Origin of the sequence: Halorubrum vacuolatum, from assembly GCF_900188065.1 — an archaeon.
GTDB classification, from domain to species: domain Archaea; phylum Halobacteriota; class Halobacteria; order Halobacteriales; family Haloferacaceae; genus Halorubrum; species Halorubrum vacuolatum.
This window is the reverse complement of the sequence record NZ_FZNQ01000016.1, coordinates 43,406-64,694: the sequence shown is the minus strand read 5'-3', so window position 1 is coordinate 64,694 and position 21,289 is coordinate 43,406. Positions and strand designations below refer to the sequence as shown.

11 protein-coding genes and 1 pseudogene are annotated in these 21,289 nt (G+C 57.1%); 9 read left to right on the top strand and 3 right to left on the bottom strand.

Going from position 1 to position 21,289, the window contains the following annotated elements:
* Positions 1–72: 72 nt before the first annotated feature.
* Positions 73–816 carry an IclR family transcriptional regulator gene (locus tag CHB65_RS13085; protein WP_179213665.1) on the bottom strand — a complete coding sequence of 248 codons (744 nt, stop codon included), beginning with the start codon at positions 814–816 and terminating at the stop codon, positions 73–75.
* A gap of 374 nt (positions 817–1,190) precedes the next feature.
* On the opposite strand from CHB65_RS13085, the gene CHB65_RS13080 reads away from it, so the two are divergent.
* The 9 genes from CHB65_RS13080 to CHB65_RS13035 all read left to right on the top strand — a co-directional run bounded on the left by CHB65_RS13080 (position 1,191) and on the right by CHB65_RS13035 (position 19,778).
* Positions 1,191–4,658, top strand: coding sequence for a PD-(D/E)XK nuclease family protein (locus tag CHB65_RS13080; protein ID WP_143420423.1), 3,468 nt, complete (start codon positions 1,191–1,193; stop codon positions 4,656–4,658).
* A complete protein-coding gene (locus CHB65_RS13075) occupies positions 4,655–8,398 on the top strand; it encodes a UvrD-helicase domain-containing protein (RefSeq protein ID WP_089385518.1) in 3,744 nt (1,247 codons plus the stop codon). The genes CHB65_RS13080 and CHB65_RS13075 overlap by 4 nt, the downstream gene beginning before the upstream one ends.
* 604 nt (positions 8,399–9,002) lie before the next feature.
* The gene (locus tag CHB65_RS13070) at positions 9,003–10,196 is read left to right on the top strand and encodes a DNA repair exonuclease (RefSeq protein ID WP_089385517.1); all 1,194 of its coding nucleotides are present in this window, start codon (positions 9,003–9,005) and stop codon (positions 10,194–10,196) included.
* Positions 10,193–13,501: an AAA family ATPase gene (locus tag CHB65_RS13065; RefSeq protein WP_089385516.1), complete on the top strand. Its 3,309-nt coding sequence runs from the start codon at positions 10,193–10,195 to the stop codon at positions 13,499–13,501. The genes CHB65_RS13070 and CHB65_RS13065 overlap by 4 nt, the downstream gene beginning before the upstream one ends.
* Positions 13,502–14,782, top strand: coding sequence for a DNA double-strand break repair nuclease NurA (locus CHB65_RS13060; RefSeq protein ID WP_089385515.1), 1,281 nt, complete (start codon positions 13,502–13,504; stop codon positions 14,780–14,782).
* The gene (locus tag CHB65_RS13055) at positions 14,775–16,658 is read left to right on the top strand and encodes an ATP-binding protein (RefSeq protein ID WP_089385514.1); all 1,884 of its coding nucleotides are present in this window, start codon (positions 14,775–14,777) and stop codon (positions 16,656–16,658) included. Before CHB65_RS13060 ends, CHB65_RS13055 begins: the two co-directional genes overlap by 8 nt.
* Positions 16,659–16,936: 278 nt before the next feature.
* Positions 16,937–17,467, top strand: a complete 531-nt coding sequence (locus tag CHB65_RS13045) for a DUF7342 family protein (RefSeq protein WP_089385513.1) — start codon at positions 16,937–16,939, stop codon at positions 17,465–17,467.
* On the top strand, positions 17,467–17,943 hold the full coding sequence (locus CHB65_RS13040) for a hypothetical protein (RefSeq protein ID WP_089385512.1): 477 nt from the start codon (positions 17,467–17,469) through the stop codon (positions 17,941–17,943). The genes CHB65_RS13045 and CHB65_RS13040 overlap by 1 nt, the downstream gene beginning before the upstream one ends.
* A 431-nt stretch (positions 17,944–18,374) precedes the next feature.
* Positions 18,375–19,778 (top strand): ATP-binding protein, encoded by a 1,404-nt coding sequence (locus tag CHB65_RS13035; RefSeq protein ID WP_089385511.1) that lies wholly within the window; start codon positions 18,375–18,377, stop codon positions 19,776–19,778.
* 693 nt (positions 19,779–20,471) lie between these two features.
* Here the strand turns inward: CHB65_RS13035 and CHB65_RS13030 are convergent.
* Both CHB65_RS13030 and CHB65_RS13025 read right to left on the bottom strand, forming a co-directional pair.
* Complete coding sequence (locus CHB65_RS13030) at positions 20,472–20,921, bottom strand: HVO_A0114 family putative DNA-binding protein (RefSeq protein WP_179213664.1); 450 nt, start codon at positions 20,919–20,921, stop codon at positions 20,472–20,474.
* A gap of 24 nt (positions 20,922–20,945) precedes the next feature.
* Positions 20,946–21,283: pseudogene (locus tag CHB65_RS13025) on the bottom strand (toxin-antitoxin system TumE family protein).
* Between the last annotated feature and the right edge of the window lie 6 nt (positions 21,284–21,289).

Here is a 21,289-nt window from a genome sequence, read left to right as displayed (position 1 = left end):
GGTTCAGGGATCTCAAACACATCCAGAACCAGACACTTTCTCGTGGTTAATTCGACGATTCAATCTGACCGATTACGTCATTCGTGAAGTACCGATTTTGTTGAGTTCTCTTGGGAATACATTGTGGAGTTTATGATCATCAACACGATACTCTGGGCCCGATACACAGAATCCTCCGACCATGTTCAAGTCAGGTATTTCTACTGGAACACCTGCTACTCGTTTACCGGACTTGGATTCTTGATCATTTATAGCATATCCCTGCTCCCTGACCGTCTTAATTTCTTCCATCAACTTGCCCAGATCTGTTATCGTATTTTCTGTTTTTTCTGGCAATCCTTGATCAGATATTATTAAATTTATCCTGTCATCTGTATATGTGGAAAGAATACATTTCCCAATAGCAGTTGAATGCATGTACTGTGTATAATCTGATCCTAGACTAGACTGTTCTGAGCCTACAGTAGACTCATATAACGTAACCACTCTTCCAGAGTTTTCTACACCAAACTCAGCGTCTTCACTAGTAGTATCAGATAGCTTATTAGTATATTTTTCAGCCTTTCGAAACTCCCTTTTTCCGTTTCTAGCAGATATTCCTAAACTAAATAAACGCGCACCCAGAGAATACTGACCGCCGACGCCAGAAATTAATCCATGCTTCTTTAATGTAGCTACGTGTTTATACGCCGTACTTTTTGATATACCTACTTTTGATGCGATTTGTTCGACAGAAATATCTTTTTCGTCTTTGACTACTTGCAGAATCTGGATGCTTTGTTCTGTTGTCTGTAAAATTTGGCTCTGTGGACCCATACTGTCTGTAGATGTAGTTGTCATCCCCAATCTTTTAAATCATATACCCAAACGGATGTCGCGTTAAGTTAGGACCTGAGGTACTCACCTTCAGAGTGTCTATGTCTAACTTCACTCGATCCGACTACCATTCGTAACATGAATAGAGTACCTGATATGCATTCGGTGAGCTGGAGTTTCTTTGATAGTGCTGTTCATTGGTTCCCGAAACAGTCGCAGGTAATTCATCGTGTAAATGCAAAGTATCATTCCGTTCCGGGCTGATTGATGGTCTTATGGTTGTGGTCCGGGGGGAGCGGTTAGATCGGTTCCTGATTCGGCGGTGGGAAGAGGGGGCGCCGCATGGACTTGGGGATCGGTCGGGGCGGTTGTGTGTGACGGCCGGGTCAATCGCGGAACGGAATTTGAAGCGGTCGCTGGTGGCGGCTGGGGTGCCGGCATCGCAGGCGGCGGGGTACTCCTCGATTGAGGAGATTGCACGAACTGTCCTGTCAGCTCATCACGGGTCACGAGCGGCGCTGGTGGATGGGGCGTTGCGTCAGCGGGCGATCGTTGAGATCGTCTCGGCGGCAACGTGTGAGGATCCGGAGACTGAACTTGAGCGGTTTGTGAGCCGCATTGAGTGGGATGAGGATGCGTATGCGCGGCTCACGAAGGAGTTGGAGGAGTATTTTCGGGCGTCGAACGTCGGGGCGGCTGATGAAGCCGCTCGGGATCACGGATCGATAGCGGCGGTCGCTGAGGAATTGTCGGATCCGTTTGCGGCGTGGAAGTCATCACAGGGAGTCGCTGCCTTCGGCGAGATTCACGGGGTATTACAGGAGCGTATGCAGGCGTTACCGTCACACGTGTATTTGTCGCGGAGTCATTTGGTTGCGGCGGCGTGCGATCACCTCGCCGCCGAGTGGGAGGCGGTGTTCCCGACTATCGATTGGGTCGGCGTGGCGACGGTGAACGTGTTCGATAATCCTACGATACGGTTGCTTGAGGCGCTTGATGATCTGCCGGGTGGACCGACGGTGACCGTGTTCGGTCGATCAGGGACGCGTGAGGATCTGGTGGCACGGATGACTGCCATTGGCATGGATGTTCGTGAAGTCACGGCGCGACAGCCGGAGCTGAGCGAGGCGGCAGCGGACGTGTTGGCGGTGGCGCACAACGAGTTCGAAGGTTTGGCTCCAGCGTCCGGTGTGGAGCTGATCGAGGCCCCGGATCATCGGCGGGAGGTGGAGGCGGTGGCGGCTCGATTACGCGAGTTGTTCGCGGATGGGGTAGTGCCCGAGGATGTGGTCGTGGTGGCGCGTGATGCCGGGGCGTATCGGTCGGTGGTTGAGGACGTCTTTACGACGAACGAGTTCCCGTACCACATCGAGACGCGGGTGCCGATGGCGAATGTACCGGCGTATCGATTTGTGAAAGCGACGATTGATGTGATCGCGGCGACATCCACGGCACCCGACGGAGCCGTTGGATATGAAGCTGTAATCGATCCGCTGCGGCTCGGGCTGTGTGTCCCACGGGCGGACGTGGGGTCGTGGCCAGTCCCGCAGGCTGAGTTCCTGCGGTTAGAGGAGGAACTCGCGGCGGCGGAAGACACATCAGGGCCGAGGAGTCTGGCGGAGTGGGAGACTTTTGCCGTTGAGCGGGCTGGCCCAGAGTGGGAGATTATGTCGGCGTACGTGGCATGGATACGCGAACAGGCTGATCTGACAGTAACGGACGGGGCATGGCTGCGTGCGTGGATTCAGCGGCTGTTACAGCGACATATCGAAGAGACCGTTGGGGCTGATGTGGAGAGTCCGGCGGGGCCGATGGTGGACCCGAGTCGGGGTGATCTCTCATCGAAACACGAGAGTCATTATGCACGGCGCGTGCAGGACCAAGCTGGCCGAGTGCATGCGTACGTGGATCGGGCACGGGCGATGACGCCAGAGGCTGATTCCGGTGCGGGGTGGGAGCTTGCCGCCCGGGCGGTCGGTGACGTGATGGGTGGGGAGTCGATTGGGACACGTAGCGCTGATGCGAGCGCGGTACGCGTGGTGGATGCCGGTAACACCTATTTTCTGGATGCCGAGCACGTGTTCATCCTCGGTGTCTCTGCTGAGACGTTCCCACACTCGTTTACCCCACCGACGTTTCTGCACGAGGACTTGTTCGATGCGGTGCACGATGTGGCTCATGACCGGGTGGACGCGTCGGGAGGGGACGTTGACCCGCACGTGTTCTATGAGAGTCGTCAGAGTCAGTACAACCAGGACCTTGATCTGTACGAGGCGGCTGCCGGTACGAGTGCTGAATCCGTGACGGTGCTGCACAACTATCTGGATTCCGCGTCGGATCCGGTGGCGTGGTCGTCGTTCGTTGATTACCTTGACCCGGATGCCACTGAGGATGCGTACGTCTCGCGGATCGCCGTGGATGACTGGTTGCCAATATCCGGTGCAGCCGGTGAGGCTTCGAGTGCCGGCGATGGCGGCGATGACGTGTCAAAACACGGTGTGGCGTCAGCGTGGAGTGAATTAGCAGGTCGGGATCGGTTACGGGCGTATGCGTTTCACGCGGCTGATGCGGATCACGTCTCGGGGCCGTCGATCTCACCGGTTGGGTTGACGCGGTTGGCGTTGTGGACAGATGGGTCGGCGTATCATGAGACGATCCGCCCTCGGATTGACCGGTTGACGACACCGACGTTCCGTATTACCGTTGGAGAGTCGGATGCGGCGTTCGCAGGGTCTTTGAGCCCTGCTTCCCTGACGGGCGATCCAGTGCGGACGTACGAGGCCGATCTATACGCACAGTGTGAGTTGAAATATTATTTTTACCAGTACCTGTTCAACCGCGACGGCGATACGATAGACCGTGGGCGGATCCCGGAGTCGCGGCGGGCGAATCCGACGAGTCGGTTCGGACGTGTGCCACGGGTGTTGCGCGAGCAGCACGTCACTGAGCGATATCAAGCGGCGATTCGGGCGGTGATCGAGGAGCTTGCACCCGACCGGCAAGCCGATTTGGGTTCATTCAGCGACCCAAGTGAGGTCATCGCATGGTGGCGAGAAAACGCTCCGGCGTCGGCACCACAATCGATTGCGCAGTCGCTCATTCGTGAGTACAAGCGCGTACAATCGGAACTGGCTGCCGACGTGTCTCGCGACTGGGAGTGGGTTACTGAGCGAACCATCACCGTCGGGGACGTCTCGTTGGAACTCGGCGCGCATCGGGTTGACACGGTACGGTTCCACTCGTCCGATGCCGCAACGGCTGACGAGGAAACAGTTGACGCGTATCAGTTGCCCGTGTTTTATGTCGCCGAACGCGGCGCGGCCGCGTACGCTCCGAAACTGTGCTGGGAGCCGCCACGAGAGGGAGCGATGCAGCCACAGGAGTGCCGGGAGGTCTGCCGACAGTGTGAGAAATCGACGTGGTGCCGGATCGGGTCGAAATTCGACCTTGATCACCGGTTACACGGAACGGCGCTCGGATACGATGCGCCACTCGGTGCGGTGTTCGTTGAGCAAGGAGTGAGCGGTCCGAGCGGTCGTGACGGGTACCTCATTGACCAGCCGGGGACGGATGACGGGCTTGCGGCGGTTGAACAGACCGGGCGAACTATGTCGCCGACAACGTGGGAGCGGCTTGCAGAGTCGTGGCGGACGGACCTCTCGGCACATCTCGAATCGATGCAGGGAGAGGCCAACGAGCCGAGTGTGTATCACGTTGATCGTGAGTTTGTGGCCGCAGGGACGGATCGGTACGGTAACCACACTGACAGCGGTGACAACGGCTGTGCTACCTGTGTGTATCAGGATCTGTGTCAGCTCCCCCAGCAGGTGAACGAGCGATGACCGCTCATGACTCCGCCACTCCGCCGCTGCAAACGCGCGGTAGCGTCTCGTTGGAAGGGCCACAACAAACTGTGTTCGACCGGTTCCATGATCCGGAGTACGGTCGCGTGTGTGTGAATGCCGGTGCGGGAACCGGGAAGACGATGACGATGATCCGCACGGTCGCACAAGCGGTCGTCGCGGCGGACGCTGCCGGGCAGGATCCGTTCGATCAGATCCTCTTGACGACGTTCTCGAACGATGCGGCACACGAGCTCAAAACGCGGTTGAAAGCCCAGTTGCGTGAACACGATGCGGTCGCTGCTACCCCACTCAGTGAGCGGGTGTGGCGAAACATCGAGACGAACGCGGATATCGGGACGATTGATGGGTTCCTCCGTGGTCTCCTTGATGAGATCGCCGTCGATATCGGGGTGCCAGCGTCGTTCGATATCCGCGATTCAGTGACGGAATCCGATCTTATCGATGACGTCTTCGCCGCCGTGCGGGCTGACTGTCCATCGGAACTGACGCGAGTGCGGAACGCGTTCTCGCCAACAGATGACCGACTACCTGGATACCGGGAGCTCATCATGCAGATTCAACAGAAGTGCCGTGAGTACTGTTGGACACCGGCGAAAGCCACACAAATCCTGCATGAGAGCCTCACCGAAATGCATGCGGGCCATGACCGACCAGTCGATATCGCGGACGTGCAGGCGATTCTTGACGAGCTCGTCCCGAACCCGCCGGTGTTGGCTGACGCCGACGATGACGTACTTTCACAACTACTCGTGCACGTGCAGGAAACGTACGATAACACGGCCGCCGTGATCGATGCGTTTGGGACTGTCCTCGAATCGTTCGAGCGTCACTACGACCGCTTGACGCGGGAAACCGGTGCGTTATCCCACACGGACGTGACGTTTCTGCTCGTCCGGGAACTCGACGGCGATGAACACGATCTCAAGGCGCGTCTGTCCCCGGAAATCGCTGAGCGCTGGCGAGAGAGTCTCGCAGCACGATACCAGTACGTGTTCGTTGACGAGGTACAGGACACGAGCTACGCACAATGCCGGGTCCTGTCACCTCTCATTCGGAATGACTCGTCTCCGACACAGGTTCTGTTGATCGGTGACGTGAAACAGTCCATCTATGAATGGCGGTCAGCGGAGCCGGAGATTTTCGGTGACGTGATCGATGCCGCGCAGCGAGCGGATAACCTGCGGGATCGGGATGTTGAACCGGTCGTCGTTGATGACTACTTTGGTATTCGTGGGTTGACGCACGTGCCGTTGACGCTGAACTTCCGCAGTCACCCGGATATCATTGCGGCAGCCAACCGGCTGTTCACGCACGTATTTTCACACCCGAGTCTCGGCGGTATGGGCGACATCGATATCGCATACGAACCGCTGGATGCGTTCCGCGATGGTGACGAGTCTGACCAGGCTCATGTGCACGCCATGGACTTCTCCGGACAGACGAGGCGTGATGACTGGGTGCGTGCTGAAACCGAGCGTATCGCGTCTATCGTGGCGACGATCGTCGATCCCGACGGCGATCCACCGGTCTTACTCGATCCGTACACGAAATCGGGTGCGAGCACGCCCGTCCCTCCGGACCCGGGTGACGTGACGCTGTTATTCCGATCTCGGACCCGGATGGCGGAGTACGCACAGGCACTTCGGGAACGCGGCCTTCGTGCGGCCGTTGATGCGAGCGATGACCTGTTCGACACGAGTGAGATCAAACTCATCATCGACATCCTCGAATGGTTCGCCAACCCACATTCCCGCCCGTCACTGCTTCGGATCCTCCGATCGCCACTGGTCGCTGTTTCCGACGAGACGCTACGGACCGTTCCCCGGTTTGCCGGCAGTGTACAAGCTTTGCTTGATGACTGGCCTCCCGGATTACCGGGCGATGACCGCGCCCGTATTGCTGGTCTCGTGGCGCTACGCGATGATCTGCGCTGGAGCCGTGAAGAGGCGAAATCCGATCTCGTCCATAAGATTCTGCGCCACTCCGGGTTTGAGGCCGTGTTGCTGACGAACCCGGAAGCGATCCGTGAGTACGGTAACCTCTGGATGCTCACCGAACTGATCGACCAATGGGAAGATGAGGAACTGCTCGCGTACCGAGAGCTGGTTGATCGGTTGACGACGCTGCGTGATATGACGCCGCGTGATCAGCCGGATTTCACCGTGGCGCCGATTGCGAGCGAGGAAAACGACGACGCGGTCGTGTTGACAACAGTCCACGCATCGAAGGGCCGTGAATTCCCGGTCGTCTTCCTCGTCGATCTGTTGAACCGGCTTAATTTCCCCCGGACGCAACTCAACCACCTCGTCTGTAGTCGCCGGGATGGGCTCGGGATACGTCCCCAGCCAAGCGACACGCCGTTCCCGGACGGGCTCGATATCGACAGTCCGGATGATGACGGCGTCTGGATCGGTACGGACCGGTCGGACGGGCCAATCGCCACCGCAACCGGGCCGATTTGGCTCTCTGACGAGCGGGATTCTGACGGTCAATTCCGGTACGGAAACCCGTTGAACCGACATCTTGAGCGGGAGGTCGCTGAATCATGGCGGAACCTGTACGTCGCATTCACTCGCGCGGCCGATCACGTGTTCTTCGGCGTCTGTACTAACCGGATCTACAACGGCGAGCACACCACATGGATGGCGCCCTTGCGGGATACGATGCGTCCAGACACTGGCTTCACCCCCGGGACGACAACGGTGACGCCAACCGACGAGCAACTCAATGATCTCGCTGGACGACCCGGGAACGCCCACTCTCCGTTCACGCTCGGTATTGATGACATCCCGCTTGACTCGCACGCACAGGTGTCTCACGACCCTGATCCGCTCCCTGATGTCGACGAATTCCTGACCAGCACGCCATCAACGGATGCGATTGACGCCATGCCGTTGCGGCCACAGTCATTGACGGCCACGGCCGTTCACGACCTGTTGTCTTGTCCTCGCCGCTACCAGTATCAGCACGTGCAAGATGTCACCCCGATGTCGCCGCCTCGTGACCAGGATATCTCGCCACCGGCCGATCTCGCACCGGCTGAATGGGGCACCATCGTCCACGACGTGCTCGAAGCACACGTCGTTGCCGGCCGCGACCTTGATACTGAACTCGCAACTGTCCAGGCCCAATACGGAGACGAGGTCGTCGATGAACTCACTCACACGGTGATCCCGAACTTCGATGCAACCGAGACTGGCGGCCGCTTGCAACACGACGTCGCTGATGCGGACGTTCTCGCCGAGGAGACGTTTGACCTGACGTATAAAATCGGCGAGATGACCGTCATGATCAGAGGTGAGATCGACCTCATCTACAACTATGATGGCGAGTGGTATATCGCGGATTACAAAACCGGCGGGGTACGGGCCGACACTGAGTACGAAACTGCACGCTACACCACCCAGCTACAGGCATACGCGTGGTTGCTCACGGAACTCTATGACATCGATATCGTCGGCGCACAGCTCATCTACGTCCACGACGGCGGGACGACATGCGAGGTTCCGGTCGATCCTACCGCGTTCGAAGCATCACTTGAACGTATCCCAGATCAGCTCTCGTTGACCCGCGATAATGACGGTCGGATCATGCTCGCAACCGATCCAGCCCCCGATCCTGAAGTCCATCCAAATCGGGCTGAGCTCAATACGACCACTCGGTGTGGATCCTGTCCGTTTGGAGCGAGTAAAGGAGGGCCGTGTAGATTCGGATAGCGAGTGAACAGTGCGGCACGCAAATCTTCAGATGAATATGAATGAATGCACTCGCGTCACCAGCTTAGTAGTGCAACTGTTATCCCTCCTCAATATAGTTCGCTTCAACCGTCACTCCGCCTCTTTCTACAGAGAAGGCGAGGCGAGTGCCTCGGGGCGTAACCCCGAGGCGGTTCACAGCACCAAACAAGACCATCCCAGCTGGTGAAGTGGTGTTGATAGTGTCATTCAATTTGATGATTGGTGAAGTATTTGATTCAATAATTTACACGTACTTTGGTTGCGACCGAAACAATTTGCTTGATTTACTCAATTAACCTAGTGCCGCTTCAACTGTGAATCGCTAGGTTCATCCGCTACAGAGTCTCTTAGTTGATTGTAGCTGATCAAGCTTGAAGCAGCACTAGCCATCAAAAATAAACAACTACGGGTCGGATGGTTCGTGGAACTCTCGCTGGTTCTTTGGAGGCTCGGGTTGACGGATTGCCGGAATGTGCGTCCTGCCCGTACGACAGCTACATCGCCAAACGCCAGAGTCACTGCCGTCATCCACTTTCACTTCGGTTACTTGAATTTTATATACTCGCGCTAACACTTACTAGTAATGCCTAGAACACGTATCCTCCACATCAGTGACACCCATCTGGGGAAGCGACAGTACGGATCAGATATTCGGCGTGAGGATTTTACGAACGCATTCGAACAGGCGATCGAAGTCGCAATCGAGCGGGACGTTGATGCCGTGATTCACACGGGAGATTTGTTTGACGATCCGGTTCCGTCGCTCCCGACGGTGATGCGGGCTGCTGATGCGTTGAAACCACTCGAAGAACACGGAATTCCGTTTTACGGGATTGTGGGTAATCACGAACGGAAAAACGATGAGCAGTGGCTTGATCTGCTGCGGCGAACGAGCGCTGCTGCTCGACTCGGCAAAGAGCCGACGATGGTCGGCAATGTTGCACTGTACGGGATCGATGCCGTTCGTCCGAGCGTATGGGACAACATCGACTTGGAACTCGAAGAACCGCCTGCGGAAGCAGCGTGGACGATCCTGTGTATGCATGAACTCCTCACGCCGCTTGTTCATGGGATGGGGCGTGTGTACCCCGCCTCTGAAGTTATTGAACGGGCTGGGATCAATCTTGATGGGCTCGCGCTCGGGGATCTTCATCAGCCGGCGAGTTCGGTTGTGGATGGGACCGATGTCTGGTACGCGAGTGCGACGGAACGCGGCGGGAAAGATCAAGAGGAGACGGGCGTCGTACAGCTCCTCGATATCGACAACAGCGGGATTCACCGCCGGCAGATTGAGTTGGAGACGCGACCGTTCGCGGTGTTTGAGATCGCATTCGGTGAGGACGACGGGGCGACCCATGCCCGTGACGTGCTTGAGAGACATGACCTTGAGGGAGCTGTGGCGAAGATTGAGTTGAGCGGCGACCGGGCCGCAGTCACCGCAAACGAAGTGACGCAGATGGCACGTGAAGCCGGTGCTGCTGTCGTAAGCGTCGACGATAATCGTGGACGCGTCGACCTTGACGTGGAATCAATTGAGGCCATGTCGCTACAGGGACTTGACGGGGCCATTGAGGAGAAACTCGCGGATGAGGACTTTTCGACGGTTGCGCTCGACGTCGATCAGCAAGTTCGGAAAGCGGATGAACTCGACACGAACGTGAATCGTGTCGCGGACAGCTTTGCTGAGTCGCTCCGTGATGCACAGCGCGAAGCGTTTGACGATGCCGGGCCCGAGGAAACACCGGTGGGCGTCGAACCGATGGAGGCCGACGAATGAAAGTCACTGATCTCCACCTACGGAACATCCGGAGTTACGAAGACGAATCGATCGCATTCCCCGAGGGAACAATGCTCGTTCACGGGGAGAACGGTGCCGGGAAGACGACACTGCTCATGGGGATTTTCGGTGGACTCTTCCTCTCGAATATCCGGAATGTCGGGGCGAACGATTTCAATCTCGACGATATCGTCAGGCGAGGCACGAGAGAAGGCGAGATCGTGTTGACATTCGAGGTGGCAGGGACACCGTACACCGTCACGTGGTCAATCGATACGGAGGGCCAAAACAGAGCAGAGCTTGACTCGCCCGCCCTCTCGGAGCCCATCTCAGGGATTCGTGATGTCAGTTCAGAAGTCGTCGATGTGGTCGGGATGGACGAGGACAGTTTCTCTCGTTCAGTGTACGTACAGCAGGGAGAGGTCGATAGCCTGTTTGACGACGACGCTCGGGCAGAACTCATTGATGACCTGCTGGGACTCGATCGGATTGATCGATATGAGCTTTGGGCAAAAGGGGCTCGTCGTGCGATGGGTCGCATTGCGAGTGAGAACGAGCAATCCGCTGAGAATCATCGTGAGACCATCGATGAGCAGTTCGATCATGACGTTGAGGGCTACGAGGCTGCCATCGCCGACAAAGAGGCGGAGATCTCGGAGCAACAAGCAGAGATTGAAGAAGTAGAGGAGTTCCTACAGGATCTCCGGGACGCAAAAGAGGACGTCGAGCAACGGCTTGAGAATCACGACGAGTTACAAACCGAGCTTGAACAAGCCAAAGATGAGCGCGAGGAACTCGTCGAAGAGCGAGCAGCGAAACAACGTGAAATCGAAGACGCCCAGACGGCAATTGCGGAGACTGAAACGGAGGTTGACACACTCCACGGTGATATCGATGAGAAGCAAGAAGCACTCGACCAGCTCGATGATCCATCCACGACAGATCCGATAGATGCCGATCTGTCGACGGAAGAGCGTGCTGAGGAGGCGCTGAGTGCCGCACAAGACGCGGTCGAGACGGCACAGATCGAACACACAGATCGGGAGGGAACGCTTGACCGGGTGGAGACCGAGCGAGACCGACTCATCGACGAACGAGATGCGTTACGCGAGGAGGCGGAAGAGCTCGAAGCAGACCTCGATCACCTGCTCGAAGAGAAGGATAGTATCTCGGATGATGTCGAAACCGCGGAGGAAGACGTTGCGGCTGCTGTCGAGAAGCGAGACGCTGTAACCACCGATTTCCTCCCAGACGAGTCCTGTCCGGACACAATTGCTGACGAGACGCGGGAGACTATCGAGACACGCGTTGAGGCGTTGACGACAGAAAAGAATGAACTGTCAGAAGAGCGCGCAGCGGCAGAGGCGTCTCTTGAGGCAGCCGAATCAACACGTGAACAGATGCAAGCAGCCGTCACAGACGCACGTGACGAGAGAGACCAGTTGTCGGACGACATCGCAGAGGTGGAGTCAGAGCTCGAAGCCGCACGTGAGGCGAAAACGGAGGCAGAAAATCAATTCGACGAGGAGCTACAGAGTCTTGATGCTGATCTCGCCACCGTTGAGTTGAGTGTGTCGGGTGACACGCTACAGAGTCTCATCGACAACCAGATCCCAGAAGCAAAAGGAGAGATACAGGACGCAATCGAGACGGCGAACACGACAGTCACCGAACTCAAGGCCCGTCAAACGGCGCTTGAGGAGGACCGCGAGGAGCTACAGGCACTCGATGGAGTAGCGACGTGCCCCAAGTGCGGCCAAGACGTCGATCCGTCTCACGTTGAGACCGAACTCGCGGACATTGAAGCCGAACTCACCGAGATTGAATCCGACCTTGCCGAGGCGAGAAAAGAGCGCGATGAACTCCTCGACCGGCGGGACGCTCTTGACGAGTGTCGTGAAGAGGCGATCGAACTCCGGGGCTTCCGTGACGACATGGTTGAGGTGAAAGCTGAGCGCGTGAGTACACTCGAAGACGAGTGTGAGTCGTTACAGGACGATCATACTGAAGCCGAGTCCGAGCTCGCCGACGCTGAGGCCAAGCTTGAGTCTGCAGAGTCGGAGGTCAACGATCTTGAACACACGATCGCTGACCTCAACTCTGACATCGAGTCGCTCGAAGCGGAGATTGAGGACGGCGAAGAGGTTGTGGCGGCCTTCGAGACCGTCGAAGAACGTCGACAGGAACGGGACGACCTTGCGGACGAGCTTGCTGATCTCGAAGCTGAACGAGAGGAGCTTGAAGCAGAGATCGCTGACGCTGACACAGAACTCGACGACTACGACGAGCAGATTGAAGCGCAGCGCGATGCGGTCGCTGGGGCCAAAGCAGCGCTTGAAGACGCTCAGCAAGCAGTTCACACCGCGATGAAACAGCGCGAACTCGTTGTAGACGTGGTGGATGCATACGACGAGATCGACGAGTTAGAGACGGCGATCGCAGGCCATCAGAAAGATATCGGTCATGCACAGGACACGATCGAGAATCTCAACGCACAGATCGCTGGCGTTGAAGACAACATTGATGAACTCACCGAGGAACTCGGATCGATCGACGTCGAAGCACAGAGAGACAAGTTAGAAACGGCATCACGGAAGATTGAGGAGCGCGAGGCCACGGTCGAAGAACTGAACGCCGAACTAGACTCGCTCAAGGAAGCGCGGACAGTGCTCGAAAACGATCTTGAAAATCTAGAGTACTTCCGCGAGCGACTCGCACTCGAAGAGGAAAAACGCAAGTGGGCGGAAGAGCGTTCTGACGAGTTCGATCGCATGATGGCGGTGTATCGAAGTACGAAGGCGGACCTCCGTGAGCAGTACCTCGCCTACATCAACCAGTACACGAACGACATATTCAGCGACATCTACAAGAACAGTAGCTACCAGCAGGTACGCATCCTTGAGGAAGGGCCTGATGGGACGCCGTACGCGATTCAGTTGCTTCGTGACGACGGGACGCTCGAACACCCGAGTAACGCCAGCGGCGGGGAACGCGCCATCGTCAATCTCGCGCTCCGAGCCGGTATCTACAAACTCATCGCCGAGATGCGCGAGGGTGACAGCGGTCGCCTCCCACCGTTCATCCTCGATGAGCCGACGACGTTCCTCGATAAGGGCCACATCGGACGTCTCGAACAAATGCTTGACAGCATCGCCGAGTGGGATGTGCCGCAAGTGATCGTCGTCTCCCATGACGAGCGACTCATTCAGGGTGCTGAACACGAGATTGAAGTCTCAATCGACGAAGAAACGAACGCCAGTAGAGTTGACGTACATCGAGGTGGACGCATCCCAGGTGACGAGTAAATGGACGAACGCGCTTTCGACGTGGTGCGACAACTCGCCGAACGCGTTGATGCTGGTATCCCACGCGAGGTGGACGATCAGGCCGCACACGCCCGCGATCTGTTCAACCTGCTCACCCATAACGGGGGGACGGTCGAACCGATCGGTGAGCCGGAGTATTTCAAAACCCGCAAGGCGGAACTCGGGACGTGGACTGATGACCCGTGGAGCGAGCCGACATACGGTGTTGATGCTAGCACGACCCGGCCGTTGGAATACAACAATGGACTCGTCGTCGACACCGCACACGCAAAACTCGGGGTAAGTGGTGCTGACAGCGATCGAGATGCCGAGCGGCGAGGGACTGTGATCACTGGGGTGTATCTCGAAGACGACGACGTGACGCTCCACAACGAACAAACCGAGCGCGGGAGTGTCGAAGGAGAGATTATCCGCATCCCCGAGATGCGCCAACGGGCGAACGTCACCTCGATACTCACGTCCACCGTACAGCGGCTTGCAGAAGGGAAACACGCACGGCGGTGTCTCGATGTGGTGGACGGCCCACTATTTCTCGACGGCTCTGTGTACCCGCTCAGCGTTATTTATTGGACGCTGCTCGACCGTGCCGGACAAGGCGCACCGATCGGTAACTGGGACCTTCCCACTGACGTCATCAAAAACTACGTCACAGTCGTTGATGCATGTTTTGAACGCGATGTCCCAGTGTTAGGCGTCGTGAAAACCTCGTCCATGGGTGAGCTCACAGACTCACTCCGAACGAAGATCAGTCGGCACGATCTCCGAGGCCCATACGGGACGCTACACGACGTTCCATGGCTCCGAGACCACCAGTTCATCGGAGAAGTACTCCGCGATGACAGCCTTGACCACCTCACGTACACCTCCTGGTTCGTCCAAACAGACGTCGAACTCCGAGGCAACGCGTACGACCTGCTGACAGCCGTATCCGACGAACTCAGCCACGGCCAACCAGACGCATACCGGCGGGCGTTCGCGTATGTTCGCACGCCGAAAACGGGGAACGTGTTCCGAATCGAGACGCCAGCACTGTTCCTCACTGACGACGACCGTCGAGAGCAGATCCTCTTAAAAGCGCTCAAAGAGATCGCTCGTCAGAGCGACGTACCGCGAGCCGTCGCGCGTGCCGACCGCATCGCACGCATCAGTCCCGACAACCGCGAAACGATCCGCGACACGCTCCAAACCGTCGAGTCTGCGTTTGACTACAACCGCGACGGCCGTTGGAGCCACCTCGAAGATTCCCGAAGCTATGAGTGACAACATCGACGACATTCTCGACAACGACCCGGTCGCAAACGACTCCGAAGAGTCCGAACAGACACGAACTGACGAACCAGGTGCGACGGACACCGAGTCAGACAGCACTGCGGTGCCGGAAAGAACGGTCCCAAGTGGCGTGTCCACACCTACAGATGACGAACTCGGGCACGTCCTCGCAAGCGAGGAGATACACGTCAGCAGACGTGACTATCAAGTGAACGCGTTCATTCGTACGGGCGCGAGAGAGGGGATACGCCTCGGTGATTACGTACAGATCCCGTATCCGGACGATGGGAGTGAGTTGTTCGCAGTGACGGATTCGCTGCGCTATGAGCCGTACACTGATCTTGACGACAAATCTGACGCGCACAACCAGATCAGCGCGCATGTTGACCTTGACGAGTCAGAGTTCGTCCAAGTTGCGGAGTTGGAACCGTTGGCTATTCTCAAAAACGTTGGCTCGGATGACATCGAGAGCGGCATTGTCAATCGGATTCCGAAACCGAACTCCCCAGCACGGCTGGCTCGTGATGAAGACTGTCTCCGAACGGGACTGAACATTCCGGGCGAGGGGATCTTCACCGGATGGCTCTCTGTCGGCGGCGAGCCGATGACGGTTAACAACGACAACTTCCCATACTACCTCAGCAACCCCGGGATCGATCGAGAGACGGGAGACGTTGAGGACGGTGAGCCCGCCGTGTTCAGACACGCTCTCGTTGCGGGTTCGACCGGGAAGGGGAAGACCCATTTTACGAAGAACGTGTTGCGACAGTTCGTCTCTGAGAAGCGCTATCCAATTCGCCATCACGAGACAGGTGAAGAAGAACAGCGACGGCTCAATCTCGTTATCATCGACCCCGAGAACGAGTACTGGGAGATGCGCGAGGACAGCGACGCTGTCGTGAACGATGACGCGATACAGCGAGAACTCCGCCGACACAACATCAAACACGGCGGCGTCGACGACCTCAACGTGTTCGTCCCGCAGGTTGCCGGCACGAACGCCCCCTCGACGATGGAGAGTCGTGAACTCTCGATCCCCTTTGAGATCGTTCGCGGTCGGCCGGAAATGCTGATGCCGTACACGCCGACCGAGGTCACGCGCGGCGCAATCGAAGACTGCATCAACGCGTACTTCTCGTGCTTCGATTCGCAGGGTGGCTACCCGGACCGCTCCGTGGACCGTCCGAAGTATATTGATTTCCTCGAGTTCCTCGACGAGCACGATGACGATGAGAGCCGACTACGCGAGGAGAACAACATTGGCGGGGGAACGTGGAGTGCAGTGAACCGGCGTGTCGACCGTGACACGTTCCGGCAGGTGTTCGATCAGGGGACTGCGTTCCTTCCAGACATCTCCGATACGGTGTTCCGCGAGGGGCAGGTGACGGTGATCCCGACGAGTCACCTCAACGGCGGGAAAGAGAGCCTGACCGTACTGTCGATCCTCTCATACATCATCGAGAACAAAATTGATGATTATCAGGTTGATCCGGCGGTTCGTGACACGCCTATGCTCGTCGCGGTTGACGAAGCGCATAATTACTTAGCGAGTGCGAGCAGTCTCCGCGAAGAGTATATTCTCCGACGGGCGCGCGTCGCCGTCAAGCAGGGTCGAAAATACAAGCTTGGACTGTGTCTCATCACACAGAACCCCGATGACGTGGATGACGACGTAATCAAGCAAATTAACACGAACATCTTCCTTGGACTGAAGGCAGAGGTCGTCGATGACGTGCCATCAATCCCTTCTGAGTTCAAAAAAGATCTTCCGAATTTCGGCAAAGGACAAGCCGTCGTGAAAGCACCGGATGTAGAGGCTGTTGAAGTGAAAGGCCTCCCGTACTGCGTCACCCGACACGGTAATTAACGATTCCGGCCAGTGGGGTGTTGGTGGTTCGTGAAAGTGGCGTCAGGTGTTGTGTGTATTTGGATGCCGATCCCACCGTCGCTCCCAGTGGGTGTTGTCTCCCCGGATTTCGAGGTATTGGATGGGTAAATCTCCGGTTGTGAACCATCGGATGTCGATTCTGGCGCCAGCGATCGCGTCGGGATATCATTCAGGTGTACTGATAAACACTCGCCAGTCCCCGCAGGTAAGAATATCATTCCAAAGGGTGATATACTTATGTTTCATACGTTGACTTGATGCCAGACTCTGCGCCGGCGTTCGATGATGTGAACGAGCGCGCCAAGAAAGACTGGAAGCGTGAGACCAGTCCTTTCGACCGTGTGCGATCAGTGATGCGCACGGCGTACGAACCCATGAGCGCGGCGACCGTTGCCGACAACGCCCTCACGTCAGAGCAGACAGCCCGCAAGCACCTTCGCTCGTTAGCCGAGCACGGCTACGTGGCAGAGACCGCGTCGCCGGACTCGACGGGGACCCTGTATCAGCGAGCCAAGGACTCAATCGCTCTCGAACAGGCTCGGCGTATCCTCGACGAGACGGACACCGAAACGCTCTCGGCACGCGTTCTGGAGATGCGCGAGGAGCTTCGAGAGTACGGCGATCGGTTCGGCGCTAACTCGCCCGATGACGCCGTCCGATCCCACGCGGATATCGACGCAGAGACGCTCCTGGAGTGGCGAACGACGCGGCGGAACCTCGCATTCGCGGAGGTGGCGCTCGCGCTCAGCGCGGTCGAAAATCCCACTGATGCCGCAGAAGCAGTTTGATGCAATTCGACGATGGAGACGGCGAGTCTCACACACTTCGAGGTACGATCGACGTGACGAAACTCGATGCGTTCCGAGAGGCATTCACTACCATCGAACCGATGGCTTCAGGCGAAATCGATGATCGACTCAACCCGCGAGAACTCCGGCTCACGATACCGTATGCCGTCGGGGAGGCAGAGACAACGATATTCACGGTTCGATGGACGACGGCGAACGACTACAATATTCACTACTCAGATACGTCCGGGCGCAACCTCCGGTGGGATATCCACCCTCACGACTTTACAGCACCGTCCGACGATCGACACTTCCACCCACCACCAGACGCATCAAGCGCGGATACCCACGTAGAGCAATCGTGCCTCAGGGAATACTCAGTTGATGTCGTTGCCCGGGCAACTCATCTCTTGTGGCGACAGGCACTTGACGAGGGGTCAATGACGAACATAAACGCTGGAACGAACCAGCCCTGAACAATGTCATCGACCGGGAGACGACGGGACACCGGAAATCGTGCCCGATACGCTTGAGTTGTATCCACTAGATGCCGTTGGCTTTGAGCCCACATATTGCTGCACGTGCGGGGTGGAACTCGCTTCGTGGCATGATGTCCTAGCACACTTCAAAGAAGTCGTGAACAGCGGTGAAAGTTCTGGCAGCCGGAAAAGATCCAGCGAACGGGAGATCCCTGGGGAGCAGGCAACGCTCAGCGATATTTGACAGGCATCGTTGTTGCGATGCCTGCGAGCGTAAGCATCCCGAACTCGGTTACACACAGCTCTTTTTTCAACGTAAACGTCGCGCGTGAACACCCGTTGAACAAATAAAATTATAAAATCATGATTAGTAAAATCCTGATTTAGATATTCGACATTATTATGGATGGTGCCAACGTGGGAAGCATATGGTACAACCACAGTTCGTTGACCGGCGCGACGAACTCGATTTACTCCGTTCACGCTTCGAACGTGAGGAAGCAGATCTCATCGTTATTTACGGGCGCCGTCGTCTCGGGAAGAGTGCGCTCGTTCGAGAAGCGATCTCCGACCGCGACGGCGCAGTCTACTGGCAAGCGACCGAAGAGACCCCTGAGGTACAACTCGCCAACTTCGTCGATATAGCGAGTGAGACGTTTCCTCTTCTCGGAGACATTCAGCGGGACTGGGAGGCACTGCTCCGTACGCTCGGCCGTGAGGATGCCGTCGTGGTACTTGACGAATTCCCGTACCTCATTGAGTCGGACGACGCCCTGCCTTCGAAAGTCCAGCGCGTCTGGGATCTGCATCTCGCGGATACCGAGATGACGCTCGTGCTCGTTGGGTCGTCGATTAGCATCATGGAAGAGAAGGTGCTGGGTGGTGGTAGCCCGCTTTATGGACGACGGACCGCAACAATTGATCTGCCACCACTCGACATCAGGGACGCCCGAGCGTTCTATCCGAGCGACGATCCCGATGGCACCGTCCAGTCGTGGGGCGTCTTCGGTGGAACTCCCTACTATCTCCGCGCCCTCACGGCCGAAGCGTCGCTGGCGGAGAACATCCAGACACACGTGCTCTCCGAACACGGTATCCTCCACAACGAGCCCGAATTCCTTCTCCGGACAGAGTTCGGTATTCGAGAGCCACAGACCTACTACACGGTCCTTCGGGCCATTGCCACGGGCCGACGCGCAGCAAACGAGATCGCGGATTTCGCAGGTGTCGATTCGAACGCGCTCGGATCGTACCTCTCGAAGCTTCGCCGACTCCGTCTCGTCGAACGCGATATTCCGGTGACTGCGAATCCGAACGCTACGCGGAAAAGTCGATATCGGTTGAAAGAGCCGCTGTTTCGTTTCTGGTTCCGGTATGTGTACGGTCAGGAGGGGAAGATAGCTCAGCTCGGTGAAGAGGCGTATGAGGAGCTTGTCGCTCCCTCTTTCACAGAGTACATGGGACCGATGTTCGAACTCGTCTGTCAGAACGCGCTTCCGGACCTTGTGTCGAAGACGTATCGTGGAATCGGTTACTGGTGGCACAGAGATCACGAGCTTGATGTTGTCGGTCTCGCAAGCGACGACACGCTCGTCGTCGGCGAGTGCAAGTACACGACGCGGGAGATGCACGAGGGCGATCTCGCTGATCTTGAACGGAGCGCCAGGCAAGTAGACTGGACACCACCAGAAGGCGGGGAGCCCGACTATCACTACTGCTGCTTCTGTCGCTCCGGATTTTCCGACGGGTTGTGCCAGACAGCTGCCGACCGCGACGATGTTTCGCTGTTTGTACCTGAGGATATCGTCGGAGAAATCAACAACAGACTCTGAACATTCCACCCAGACACTCCAACCTCCGGTCGCTTCTTCATATAGATGCCAAACATGATATGAGTCGTCCCAATGTCAGCAGCTCCGAGGACAACCTCTGACGAATAGAATCGGTCAACTCCGTCGTCAGCGGTTGAAGACTGACCCATTCTGCGCCTCGGAAGGATCCTTCGGGTGAATTTTCCGGTGGGCTTCGTGAACGACATGAGTAGCCGAGGTACTCGTCAGGGCAGTGATCGAGAAAGTCGTGCTACGGGCTAATCGTCGGAGTTGACGCGAGTAGATTAGGAGCGAAGGCTCCGTTGATTGTCCTTGCGGGATCCGTGCGATCAAGTTCCGTTGTGAGTAGAAACGGGTGAGGGAGTACCAGAAGCATCGATCCACTCAAGGAGAGCACGGAAACAGACTGATGAGAGAGACTTACAACATGTTCTCCTGACTGGGAGCACGATTGTATCGCCGAGCAGCCCCCGAGTTCTCATTTGTGGATGGCGGAACTCTGACTTCCTTACTGAGCGATGGTATCCAAGATGAGGAGTCATGTCGATTGGAGCCTGACCGAGACGCGAACGATTCGTTGAACGTGTTGCAGAGAGGTTTCCAAATGAGGACTGGAGTGGTTGACTCAACATCTGTGCGGGCTGCGCTGAGTACAGGCGTCGAGGCCCGGAAGATCCGTCTCTAGCATGTCGGCTACGGTGCGGTAGCCGCCGTGTCGTCGGCTTCTGGATCGAACGGCAGGTTGATAACGAGTTCGTCGAACCAGACAACCGGTCGCTTATTCTGTCCGTTTTCCTCGAAGAAGATGATGCCCAGTTGGGCGAGCCGACTGAGTTCCTCATGGACGTTCTTCACGTCCCGGTCAACGACCCGTGCAGTTTCGTTGATACTGGCTGGTTCTTCTTGGCGGACAGCTTCGATGAGATCGAGCACGCGCGGCGTCAGCGTCTTCATCAGATCGTCGTAGCTGGTGAACGAGAGCGTCGGCGTGGAATCGACCGCGTCCCCCTGTTCAAGCGCCTCGATCCCGTTGCTAACGCTGTCGTGGAACTCGTTGGATGACTTTACAGTCACGACGAGGGTTGATTTGGCCCGCAGCTGTTCGCGTTCCATCGGGTGCATTGGTGGGGTGGTATCAGTCATGGGTATCACTGTGGTGTGATGGCTTCACGTGACATTGAACTCGGGTTTCGAAATCTCGCTCCAGAACCGGTCCCAGAGTTCGACCATCCTGGGAAACTTGATGATGTCTGGGTTATGGTTTGGTGCCACGTGTAGTTCGTGCCCTTTGGTGTCCTCGTGCGAGTTGTCATACCGACGAATCGTTCCATCCTCAAGCGTGCGGGGCGGGTCCGGCTCCGTTGCGCCGTAGTGGAGCTTGACGCCCATTCAGACGGGTACGCGTCACGATTCGTCCGCATGCAGAACACACGGACGACCGTCCCGTCGGGGTATGCTCGTCCCTCACTCACGCCATTAAGCTCGTCGTCGGTCAGTGAGCCCATCCTCGT

What these genes read in the sequence shown, in the direction of transcription:
- CHB65_RS13085 (WP_179213665.1), bottom strand. Translation starts at nt 816, where the DNA reads ATGGGTCCACAGAGCCAAATTTTACAGACAACAGAACAAAGCATCCAG.
- CHB65_RS13075 (WP_089385518.1), top strand. Translation starts at nt 4,655, where the DNA reads ATGACCGCTCATGACTCCGCCACTCCGCCGCTGCAAACGCGCGGTAGC.
- CHB65_RS13070 (WP_089385517.1), top strand. Translation starts at nt 9,003, where the DNA reads ATGCCTAGAACACGTATCCTCCACATCAGTGACACCCATCTGGGGAAG.
- CHB65_RS13065 (WP_089385516.1), top strand. Translation starts at nt 10,193, where the DNA reads ATGAAAGTCACTGATCTCCACCTACGGAACATCCGGAGTTACGAAGAC.
- CHB65_RS13060 (WP_089385515.1), top strand. Translation starts at nt 13,502, where the DNA reads ATGGACGAACGCGCTTTCGACGTGGTGCGACAACTCGCCGAACGCGTT.
- CHB65_RS13055 (WP_089385514.1), top strand. Translation starts at nt 14,775, where the DNA reads ATGAGTGACAACATCGACGACATTCTCGACAACGACCCGGTCGCAAAC.
- CHB65_RS13045 (WP_089385513.1), top strand. Translation starts at nt 16,937, where the DNA reads ATGCCAGACTCTGCGCCGGCGTTCGATGATGTGAACGAGCGCGCCAAG.
- CHB65_RS13040 (WP_089385512.1), top strand. Translation starts at nt 17,467, where the DNA reads ATGCAATTCGACGATGGAGACGGCGAGTCTCACACACTTCGAGGTACG.
- CHB65_RS13035 (WP_089385511.1), top strand. Translation starts at nt 18,375, where the DNA reads ATGGTACAACCACAGTTCGTTGACCGGCGCGACGAACTCGATTTACTC.
- CHB65_RS13030 (WP_179213664.1), bottom strand. Translation starts at nt 20,921, where the DNA reads ATGACTGATACCACCCCACCAATGCACCCGATGGAACGCGAACAGCTG.